Origin of the sequence: Phreatobacter sp. (assembly GCF_022843985.1) — a bacterium.
Taxonomy (GTDB): Bacteria; Pseudomonadota; Alphaproteobacteria; order Rhizobiales; family Phreatobacteraceae; genus Phreatobacter.
In genome coordinates this window covers 73,040-83,781 of the sequence record NZ_JALHMP010000020.1, presented here as the reverse complement: position 1 = coordinate 83,781, position 10,742 = coordinate 73,040, and the positions used below count along the sequence as shown (strand labels likewise).

General features: G+C 70.0%; 6 protein-coding genes. 4 read left to right on the top strand and 2 right to left on the bottom strand.

Annotated elements, in window-relative coordinates:
* The 4 genes from Q0C57_RS14570 to Q0C57_RS14555 form a co-directional block, all read left to right on the top strand.
* Nucleotides 1-284 (top strand): PDZ domain-containing protein (locus tag Q0C57_RS14570; protein ID WP_296577160.1); only part of this gene is annotated, 284 nt, incomplete at its 5' end.
* Nucleotides 285-479: 195 nt separating this feature from the next.
* Complete coding sequence (locus tag Q0C57_RS14565; RefSeq protein ID WP_296577159.1) at nt 480-1,160, top strand: response regulator transcription factor; 681 nt, start codon at nt 480-482, stop codon at nt 1,158-1,160.
* A complete protein-coding gene (locus Q0C57_RS14560; protein WP_296577158.1) occupies nt 1,157-2,632 on the top strand; it encodes a HAMP domain-containing sensor histidine kinase in 1,476 nt (491 codons plus the stop codon). Before Q0C57_RS14565 ends, Q0C57_RS14560 begins: the two co-directional genes overlap by 4 nt.
* The gene (locus tag Q0C57_RS14555; RefSeq protein ID WP_296577157.1) at nt 2,601-5,570 is read left to right on the top strand and encodes a bifunctional [glutamine synthetase] adenylyltransferase/[glutamine synthetase]-adenylyl-L-tyrosine phosphorylase; all 2,970 of its coding nucleotides are present in this window, start codon (nt 2,601-2,603) and stop codon (nt 5,568-5,570) included. The genes Q0C57_RS14560 and Q0C57_RS14555 overlap by 32 nt, the downstream gene beginning before the upstream one ends.
* Before the next feature lie 32 nt (nt 5,571-5,602).
* On the opposite strand, the gene Q0C57_RS14550 is transcribed toward Q0C57_RS14555, so the two are convergent.
* A complete protein-coding gene (locus tag Q0C57_RS14550) occupies nt 5,603-7,783 on the bottom strand; it encodes an ATP-binding protein (protein ID WP_296577156.1) in 2,181 nt (726 codons plus the stop codon).
* 290 nt (nt 7,784-8,073) lie between these two features.
* Nucleotides 8,074-10,710, bottom strand: a complete 2,637-nt coding sequence (gene pepN / locus Q0C57_RS14545) for an aminopeptidase N (RefSeq protein ID WP_296577155.1) — start codon at nt 10,708-10,710, stop codon at nt 8,074-8,076.
* Nucleotides 10,711-10,742: the final 32 nt, after the last annotated feature.

The window sequence follows — 10,742 nt, the reverse complement described above, 5'->3', positions numbered from 1 at the left end:
CCGAGGCGGCCCCGACGGCGCCGCGCCTCGGCATGTCGGTCGAGCCGGCCGGCCGCGGTGAGGGCATGGTCGTCACCGAGGTCGACCCTGCCGGGCCCGCCGCCCAGCGCGGCATCCGCCCCGGCGACATCATCCTCGATGTGGCCGGCCGCTCGGTCGCCTCGCTGCGCGACATGCGCGAGGCGCTCACCGCCGCGCGGGCCGACGGCCGCCGCTCGGCGCTGATCCGCCTGCAGTCGGGTCAGGGCCAGCGCTTCGTCGCCATCCCGCTGAACCCGAGCTGAGGAAAATCGTCGCCGGCGTCGAACCTTTCCGGCGCCGGCAGCCACTCACGAGTGATCCCGCGCCGGCAACCCCAGTCGCCCCCCGCCGGACGGGGTCATCTCGCGCGGGGCGGTCGGAACTCCATGTCCGGCCGCCCCGTTTTTCGTGGGTTTCGACGGCCGCCGTCTCGCAAAGTCCCCGAGAGCCCGTGTACCATGACCACCATGCGGATTCTGATCATCGAGGACGACCGCGAGGCGGCGTCCTATCTCGTCAAGGCCTTCCGGGAGGCAGGGCACGTGGCCGATCACGCCGCCGACGGCGAGGACGGCCTCGCCATGGCCTCCGACGGCCCCTATGACGTGCTCATCGTCGATCGTATGCTGCCGAAGAAGGACGGCCTGTCGGTCATCGCCGACCTGCGTGCCGCCGGCCGCCAGACGCCCGCCCTGATCCTCTCCGCCCTCGGCCAGGTCGACGACCGCGTCAAGGGCCTGCGGGCCGGCGGTGACGACTACCTGCCCAAGCCCTATTCCTTTTCCGAACTGCTCGCCCGTGTCGAGGTGCTTTCCCGTCGCCGGGCGGCGGGCGCGCCCGAGACGGTCTACCGGGTCGGCGATCTCGAACTCGACCGCCTGTCCCACCGCGTCAGCCGCGGCGGCGAGGAACTGATCCTCCAGCCGCGGGAATTCCGCCTGCTCGAATATCTGATGAAGAATGCCGGCCAGGTCGTCACTCGTACCATGCTGCTCGAACATGTCTGGGACTATCACTTCGACCCGCAGACCAATGTCATCGACGTGCATGTCTCGCGGCTGCGCGCCAAGATCGACAAGGGTTTCGACAGGCCGCTGATCCATACGATCCGCGGCGCGGGATATACGGTGCGCCCGTGACGCCCGTTCCTGCTCCGGCGGCTCCTGCGACCGGGGGAACGGCGGCCAAGCCGGCGCGACCGCCCTCGCGTTTCCGGTCGCTGCTGTCGACCACGGCCTTCAAGATCATCGCCGCCTACCTCTTCATCTTCATCCTCTTCGCCGGCTTCGTCATCGGCTGGCTGGGATTTGCCACCCAGCGCCAGCTCACCGGCCAGTTGACCGAGACGATCACCGCCGAGGTGCGCGGGCTCGCCGAGCAATATGCGATCGGCGGCATCCGCCGCCTCGTCGAGGTGGTCGAGGAGCGCGGCAACCGTCCCGGCGCCTCGCTCTATCTGGTCACCACCTTCACCGGCCTGCCGCTGGCCGGCAATATCGGCGAACTGCCCCCCGGGACGCTCACCCGCCAGGGCTGGATCGAGACGGATTATCGCCGTGCCGGCGAGGACATGAGCGAGGGGCCGCACCGCGCCATCGCCCAGGTCTACGGCCTTCCCGGCAATTTCCGCCTGCTCGTCGGCCGCGACCTCGAGGAGCGCGACCGCATGCGCGAGATATTCGGCCGCGGCTTCCGCCTGTCGGTGGTCGTGGCGCTCGTGCTCGGCCTGCTCGGCGCCTATTTCGTCACGCGGCGGGTGCTGAAGCGCGTCGACGCCATGACCGACATGTCCCGCCGCATCATGGAAGGCGATCTCACCGGCCGCCTGCCGACCGCCGGCTCGCGCGACGAACTCGACCGCCTCGCCGGCAGCGTCAACGACATGCTGGGCCGCATCGAGGCGCTGATGGCCGGCATGAAGGAGGTCTCCGACAATATCGCCCACGACCTCAAGACACCGCTGACGCGGCTGCGCAACAAGGCCGAGGAGGCGTTGCGGGTCGGCGGCTCCGACGCGGCCTATCGCGCCGCGCTGACCGGTATCATCGAGGAATCCGACGGCCTCATCCGCACCTTTAACGCGCTCCTGATGATCGCCCGCGCCGAGGCCGGCAACCAGCGCGAGGGCATGGTGCCGCTCGACCTCGCGGAGATCGCCCGCGGCGTCGCCGAGCTCTACGAGCCGGTGGCGGAGGAGGCGGGGGTGGCGCTGACCGTGACGACCGCGCCGGTGGGCGTCACCGGCAACCGCGAACTTCTCGGCCAGGTGGTCGCCAACCTCCTCGACAACGCGCTGAAATACGGTGCGGCCGGCGGTGCCGGCGCGGTGGCGGTGACGGTTGCCGCCGAGGATGGCGAAGCCGTCGTCACCATTGCCGACCGCGGGCCGGGCATTGCCGATGCCGATCGCGGCCGGGTTCTCGACCGGTTCGTGCGGCTGGAGACCAGCCGCTCGCGTCCCGGCTCGGGCCTTGGCCTCAGCCTCGCCGCGGCGGTGGCGCGGCTCCATGGCGGGCGGCTGGTCCTCGACGACAACCGGCCGGGTTTAAAGGTGGCGCTGCGTCTGCCACGATCGGCCCATGCCCCGAGCATCCAGGATCGCCCCGTCTGATTCGTCCCCGAGCCTGGCCGCCAGGCTCGCCGCGGCGCCCGTCCTGCCGCAAGGCGCGACGGCGGCGAAGCGCGTCGGCGACTATCTCAAGGGGATCGAGGACGCCGATCTCGGCGCGGCGCTCGGCCTGGCGCTGAAGCCGCCGAAGGCGCGGGCGCTGGTCGCCGGCATCCTCGCCCATTCGCCCTTCCTCGGCGCCATCGCCACCCAGGACCCCGCCCATCTCCTCGCCTGCCTGGCGGAGGCCCCCGAGGCGTGCTTCGCCCGTCTCAAGGCCGAGGCCGTCGCCGCCTGCCGCAAGGCGCGCAGCGACGAGGGTGTCGGGCGGGCGCTCCGCCGCTTCCGCGCCCAGGTCGCCCTGCTCGTGGCGCTCGCCGATATCGGCGACGTCTGGCCGCTGGAACAGGTGACGCGCGCCCTCACCGAGACCGCCGACCTCGCCGTGGCCGAAGCGGTGGCGCATCTGATGCGCGATCTCGCCGACCAGGGCATCCTCGCCCCCGCCGATGCGAAACGGGCGGAGGTCGGTTCCGGCTACATCGTGCTCGCCATGGGCAAGCACGGCGCCTTCGAGCTGAACTATTCCAGCGACATCGACCTCATCGTCTTCTTCGATCCCGACGCGGCGCCGATGAAGCCGGGAAGGGACGCCCAGCCCGCCTATGTGCGCCTGACCCAGCGGCTGGTGAAGATCCTGCAGGAGCGCACCGCCGACGGCTATGTCTTCCGCACCGACCTGCGGCTGCGCCCCGATCCCGGCGCGACGGCGGTGGCGATCTCGACGCCCGCGGCGCTCCACTATTACGAGACCATCGGCCAGACCTGGGAGCGCTCGGCCTTCATCAAGGCGCGGCCCTGTGCCGGCGACATGGCGGCGGGCGAGGCCTTCCTGAGAGAGATGCAGCCTTTCATCTGGCGCAAATATCTCGACTATGCGGCGGTCGCCGACGTCCATGCGATGAAGCGGCAGATCCACGCCTTCCGCGGCCATGACGCCCTCGCCGTCGAGGGCCACAACATCAAGCTCGGCCGCGGCGGCATCCGCGAGATCGAGTTCTTCGTGCAGACCCAGCAGCTCATCGCCGGCGGTCGCAACCCGGCGCTCAGGGTGCGCGACACGGTCACCGGCCTGCATCGCCTGCGCGAGGCCGGCTGGGTGACGGAGGAGACGCGGGCGGCCCTCGAACGCGCCTATCGTTTCCTGCGGCGCGTCGAGCACCGGCTGCAGATGGTCGCCGACGAGCAGACCCACAGCCTGCCCGAGACCACCGAGGCGGTCACCGGCATCGCCCAGTTCCTCGGCTATCGCGACCATGCCGCCTTCGCCGCGGCGCTGACGGCTGAACTGCGCCCGGTCGAGGCGGCCTATGCCAAGCTGTTCGAGACCCTGCCGCCGCTCGCCGAGGTCAAGGGCACGCTCGACCTCGCCGCTGATCCGCCGCGGGCGACGACGCTGGCGGCGCTGACCGATCTCGGCTTCGCCGATCCCGGCGCGGCGGTGGCGACCGTCCAGGCCTGGCAGCAGCCGAAATCCGGGGGCCTCAGGGCGCGGGACGCCCGCGAGCGCGTCGCCGAACTGGCGCCGGCCCTGCTCGATGCCCTGTCGCGCACCGGCGATGCCGATCTTGGCCTGCGCGCCTTCGACCGGCTGCTGACGCGCCATTCCCAGCCGATCGAACTCCTCGCCATCCTGCGCACCCACCCCGATCTCCTGGAGCTCATCTCGCAGATCCTCGGCTCGGCGCCGCGCCTCGCCGATCTCCTCGGCCGCCGCGCCCATGTGCTCGACGCGCTGCTGGAGCCCGCCTTCTTCGGCGAGCTGCCCTCCGACGCTGATCTGGCGGCGCGCCTCGCCGAGACGCTCGGCATGGCCCGCGACGCCGAGGACGTCCTCGACCGGGCCCGCGTCTTCGGCCAGGAACAGCTCTTCCTCACCGGCGTGCGGGTGCTGGCCGGCACGGTCTCGGCCGAGGCGGCGGGACAGGCCTTCGCGCGGCTCGCCGAACAGCTCATCAAGGCCCTGCACAAGGCGGTGACGGACTGGATCACCGCCTCGCACGGGCCGATCCGCGGCATGCGCACGGCGGTCATCGCCATGGGCAAGCTCGGCGGTCGCGAGATGACGGCCGGCTCGGACCTCGACCTCATCCTGCTCTATGACCACGACCCCAGGGAGAGCGCCTCGAAGGGGCCGCGCCCGCTCAGCGGCGGCCATTATTTCGCGCGGCTGACCCAGCGCCTCATCAGCGCCCTGTCGGCACCGACGAGCGAGGGCGTGCTCTTCGATGTCGATCTCCGGCTGCGGCCCTCGGGGCGCTCCGGGCCGGTCGCCACCCATATCGACGGCTTCCGCGCCTATCAGGTGAAGGAGGCCTGGACCTGGGAGCATATGGCGCTGACCCGCGCCCGCGTCGTCGCCGCGACGCCCGGCTTCGAGACCGAGGTGATGGAGGCAATCCGCCGCGTCCTCACCACCAGAAGGGCGGCCAAGGCGACCCTCGCCGACATCGTCGACATGCGGCGGGCCATCGCCGAGGACAAGGGCGATGACAACCGCTGGGACCTCAAATATGCCCGTGGCGGGCTCATCGACATCGAGTTCATCGCCCAGGCGCTGCAACTCGTCCACGCCGCGCGCCATCCCGACATTCTCGACACCAACACCATCCGCGTCATCGAGAAGGCGGCGGCGGCCGGGCTGCTGAAGCCGACCGAGGGCGATGTGCTGCGCGCAGCCTGCCGTCTCTACCAGCGGCTGACACAGATCATCCGGCTCTGCCTCGTCGACGGCTTCGACCCGCAGACCGCCGCCCCCGGCCTGAAGCGCCTGCTGGCGCGGGCCGGCGAGCTCCCCGATTTCGCCACGGTGGATGCCCATCTGGCCGAGGTGCAGAAACAGGTGCGCAAGGCCTTCGTTGCCATCGTCGGGCCGGTCTGACGGAGGGGCGTAAGGCCCTCCTCATCGGCGCCTCAGGCTTCGGCCTCGACCTTCGGCCCGGCAACCGGCAGGCGCACGACCACGGTGGTGCCGCGGCCGACGGTGGAGCGGATGCGCAGCGATCCGCCATGCAGTTCGGCCAGCGACTTGGCGATGGCGAGGCCGAGGCCCGACCCCTGGTGATTGCGCGAGAACTGGCTCTCGACCTGTTCGAAGGGCTTGCCGAGCTTGGTGATGGCATGGCGGGGAATGCCGATACCGGTATCCTCGATGGCGATGGCGATGATGTCGCGGGCCTTGCGGGCGCGCACCGAGATCATGCCGCCGCGCGGCGTGAACTTGACCGCATTCGACAGCAGATTGAGCATGATCTGCTTGATGGCCCGGCGGTCGGCGACGAGGTCCATCCCGTCCGGCACCTCGGCCTCCATCAGGATCTCCTTGTCGGCCGCCATTTTGGAGACGACGCGCATGGTGTCGTCCAGGGTCTCCTCGAGGCATGTCGGGGCGAGTTCAAGCCCCAGGCGCCCGGCCTCGATGCGGGCCATGTCGAGGATGTCATCGATGACGGAGAGGAGGAAATGGCCGCTGGAATGAATGTCGCGGACATATTCCAGGTATTTGGTCGTGCCGAGCGGCCCAAAATGGCCGTCCCGCATCACTTCAGAGAAGCCGATGATGGCGTTGAGCGGCGTGCGCAGCTCGTGGCTCATATGGGCGAGGAATTCCGACTTGGCGCGGTTCGCCTCCTCGGCCTGGGTCTTCTGCTCGGAATATTTCTCGGCGAGTTCGGCGAGCTGCTGGGTCTGCATTTCCAGCGTGTACTGGCTCTTCTGCAGCTCGGCGACGCTGGTGCGGAGGCGCTGCTCGCTGGCGGTGACATGGGATTCGTGGCGCTTCAGGGCGGTGATGTCGGTGCCGACCGAGACGAATCCGCCGCAATGGGTGCGCCGCTCGCTGATCTGCAGCCAGCGTCCGTCGGCCAGCTCGACCTCGAAATCGCGGGATCCGTCGGCGCCGCGGTCGGGCAGGATATGGCCCTGCTTCACCTTGGCGCCGCCACCGGCGGCCGCCAGCGTCTCGCGATAGCAGGCGCCTGGCCGGGCCTGTTCGTCGGCGAGGCCGTTCAGCTCGCGGAATTTCGAGTTGCACACCACGATGCGGTCCTGGTCGTCGCAGACGACGAAGGCCTCCGAGATCGTCTCGATCGCTTCGCGGATGCGGTGGTCGGCGGCGGCATTGCGGGCGGCGAGTTCGAGCTGCTCGGTGATGTCGACGACGATGCCGACGAAACGGGGATGGTCGACACCGGCCAGCGTCAGGCCGCGCCCGCGCGCCCTGAGCCACACCCAGCGGCCGTCCGCATGGCGCATGCGGAACTGGAAGTCGACGGCATTGCGCGGGTCGAGATCGGTCATCTGCGCGATGCCGCCGAGATAGCCGTCATCGGGGTGCAGCACCGGGTAGAGTTCGTCGAAGGTGACCAGACCCTCGCGCCCCTTGATCCCCAGGATCTCGAACATCGAGGCCGACCAGTACATCTGGCTGGTGCCGATCTCCCAGTCCCAGAGGCCGCAGCCGCCGCTCTCCAGCGCTGCATCGATGGTGGCGCGGGCGTTCTGGTTGATGGTGTCGGCGGTGGCGGCGCGCATCGTCTGGATATGGAAGGCGAGGCCGATGACGAGCAGGAGCAGGCCGGTGGTCGCGAACAGCGTGCCGGTCAGCAGCGAATTGCGGGTCCACACGTTCAGGGCATCGTCGGTTTCGCGCAGCAGGTGGAACTGGGCGAGGGGAGCCGCCAGCGGACGCACCACGGTGACGGCGTCCGCCCCGGTGACAAGGCGCACCGGCGTGGCGCTGCTGATCGTCGGCGGCGCTGCGGCGAAGACATCGCGCAGCGGCTTGCCCATCCAGCGTGCCCGGGCCTCGACCGGGGACGCGGCGACGATGGTGCCGGCGGCATCCGTCGCCAGCATGAGGCGGCCGCTCGGGGCGCCGATCCGGGGGGCGGTGTAGTCGAAGGCGGCCTGGACGGCGGCGCCGAGATTGCCGTTGCCGGGCGCGATGCGATGGTTGAGGTCGATCTCGATGGCTGCCGCCATCGTGTCGAGGTCGGCCTGGACGGCGGCGATGGCCTCGGTCCGGCTGTTGAGGATCTGCTGCAGCGCGCCAGCGCCCATCACCACGAGAAAGGCGATGATCAGGGTGGGCACCAGACGGCGCAGCGCCGGCTCGTAGGGCGCCAGCCACGACTCGAACGACGCATCGGCGGATTGCGCGAATCCGTTCGGCCTCGTGGCATGAATCAGCGCGTCCGCGCTGGGCGCAAAATTGCGCTCCATCGCCGGTACCCCCGTCGAATCTCTGAATTGGCGTCCGGAGTTCGAGCCCCAGCCCCTCCGAATCGCGGTCATAAGAATCGATTTGAACGAGGGCTGTCTAGAGTCGGGGAATCACACCACGGGAAATATTTGGTTAACGCCGATGGGAAGATTGTCCCGGCTCACCCCAGCGACCGGGCGACGATGTCCCGCACATCGGCGGACAATGTCGCGGCCGCCGCGACACGTTCCAGGGCGGCGCGGGCGAGGTCCCGCCGCCCGGGCTCGAGCGCCCGCCAGCTGCGGAAGGCGGAGAGCAGCCGGGCCGCGACCTGCGGGTTGCGCGGATCGGTGACGATGACGACACCGGCGAGAAAGGCGTAACCCGCCCCGTCGGGCCGGTTGAACTGGGTCTGGTTGCTGCTGGCGAAGCTGCCGACCAGCGCGCGCAGCCGGTTGGGATTGGTCATGGCGAAGGCCGGGTCGGCGAGCAGGGCCTCGACCCGCCCCAGGGTGCCCGCCTCGGGGATCGCCGCCTGCAGGGCGAGCCATTTGTCGAGAATCAGCGCATCGGTGCGGTAGCGCTCGCGGAAGGCGGCCAGCGCCGCCTCGCGCGCCGCCCCCGGATGCTGGGCGAGCACCGCCAGGGCGGCGAAGCGGTCGGTCATGTTGTCGGCGTCGCGGTGGCGCGCCGCCACCGTCGCGATCCGCTCCGCCTCGCCGCCCGAGGCCCAGAGGTCGAGGGCGACATTGCAGAGCGCCCGTCGGCCAGCCGCGCGCGCATCAGGACTGTAGGGGCCGGGCGTGGCGAAACGCGCCAGAACCGTGCCGAGCGCCGGATCGAGCCGCGTCCTGACCGCCTGCCGCAGGGCCTTGCGGGCGGTGAAGACCGCGTCAGGGTCGACGTCGGAACCGAGTTCGCGGGCGATGTCGGCTTCGGAGGGCAGCGTCAGCGCCTGGGCGGCGAAGGCCGGGTCGCGGTCGGCATCGGCGAGGACGCCGGCGAGGGCCTCGGCCAGGGTCTCCGCGCGGCCTTCCGCGTCCAAGCCGCCCCCGCGGCTGGCCGCCACCAGGTGCTCGGTCGCCAGCGTCTGGATCGCCTGCCAGCGGTTATAGGCGTCGCTGTCGTGGCGGGCGATGAAGCCGAGATCGGCGGCGGTCAGGTCGGTCTTCAGCACGACAGGCGCCGAGAAGCCGCGGTTGATCGACAGGACGGGCCGCGTCGGATGGCCGCTGAAGGTGATGCTGCGCTGGGCGGTGTCGAGGGCGATGACGCCGGGCACGGCCTCCCCCTCCTCGGTGAAGAGCGGGCGTTCGGCGCCGTCCGGGCCGATGAGGCCGAAGGCCAGCGGAATGACCATCGGCTGCTTGTCGGACTGGCCGGGGGTCGGCAGGTGGCTTTGGGCGAGGTCGAGCGTGAAGGTGCCGGCGACCGGGTCGTGACGGGTCCTGACGCCGACCTGCGGCGTTCCCGACTGGCGATACCAGAGGAAGAACTGCGTCAGGTCGCGGCCGCTCGCCGCGGCGAAACAGGCGATGAAATCCTCCACCGTCGCCGCGTCGCCGTCGTGGCGGGCGAGATAGAGATCCATGCCGGAGCGGAAGGCCTCGGGGCCGATCAGCACCTTCAGCGCGCGGATGATCTCCGCCCCCTTCTCGTAGACGGTCGCCGTGTAGAAGTTGTTGATCTCGTGATAGATCTCGGGCCGGACCGGGTGCGACAGCGGCCCCGCATCCTCGGCGAACTGATGGCTTTTGAGGAGGCGCACATCGGCGATGCGCTTCACCGCCCGCGAGCGCATGTCGCCGGTGAATTCCTGGTCGCGGAAGACGGTGAGGCCCTCCTTCAGGCAGAGCTGGAACCAGTCGCGGCAGGTGATGCGGTTGCCCGTCCAGTTGTGGAAATATTCGTGGGCGATGATGGCCTCGATCGCCGCATAGTCCTGGTCGGTCGCCGTATCCGGCAGGGCGAGGACATATTTGTCGTTGAAGATGTTGAGGCCCTTGTTCTCCATCGCGCCCATGTTGAAGTCCGACACGGCGACGATGTTGAAGACGTCGAGGTCATATTCGCAGCCGAAGGCCTCCTCGTCCCAGCGCATCGAGCGCTTCAGCGCGTCCATGGCATAGGCGCAGCGGTCCTCCTTGCCGTGCTCGACGAAAATGCCGAGGCGGACGACGCGGCCCGAGCGCGTGGTGAAACTGTCGGTCACCTCGGCAAGGTCGCCGCCGACCAGGGCGAAGAGATAGCTCGGCTTGGGATGGGGATCGTGCCAGACGGCATAGTGCCGCCCGTCGGCCAGGTCGCCGGCCTCGACCAGGTTGCCGTTGCCGAGAAGGACCGGCGCCGTCTTCTTCTCCGCCTCGATCCGGGTCGTGTAGACGGCCAGCACGTCCGGCCGGTCGGGAAAATAGGTGATGCGGCGGAAGCCCTCGGCCTCGCACTGGGTGCACCAGGTGCCCGACGAGCGGTAGAGGCCCATCAACTGGGTATTGGCCTGCGGGTCGATGACGGTCTCGACGGTGAGGCGGAAGGCGCCCGCCGGCGGGCGGTGGATGACCAGGCGCTCCGCCGTCGCCTCATAGGCCTCCGGCGCCAGCGGCAGTCCGTCGACGGCGATGGCGGCGAGCGTCAGGCCGTCGCCGTCGAAGACCAGCGGGGCATCGGCCGTGCCGCGGGGGTGGCGCGCGACGGCGAGATCGGCGGTCACGCGCGTCGCGGTCGGATGCAGCACGATGGCGAGGTTGACGGTCGTCACCACGTGGTCGGCGACGCGGTAGTCGGAGAGCCTCACCGGCTTGGCCTGTTCGCTGCGCATGCCCTGATCCTTGAATGCGGTGTGCCGGAGCG

What these genes read in the sequence shown, in the direction of transcription:
- Q0C57_RS14565 (WP_296577159.1), top strand. Translation starts at nt 480, where the DNA reads ATGACCACCATGCGGATTCTGATCATCGAGGACGACCGCGAGGCGGCG.
- Q0C57_RS14555 (WP_296577157.1), top strand. Translation starts at nt 2,601, where the DNA reads ATGCCCCGAGCATCCAGGATCGCCCCGTCTGATTCGTCCCCGAGCCTG.
- pepN (WP_296577155.1), bottom strand. Translation starts at nt 10,710, where the DNA reads ATGCGCAGCGAACAGGCCAAGCCGGTGAGGCTCTCCGACTACCGCGTC.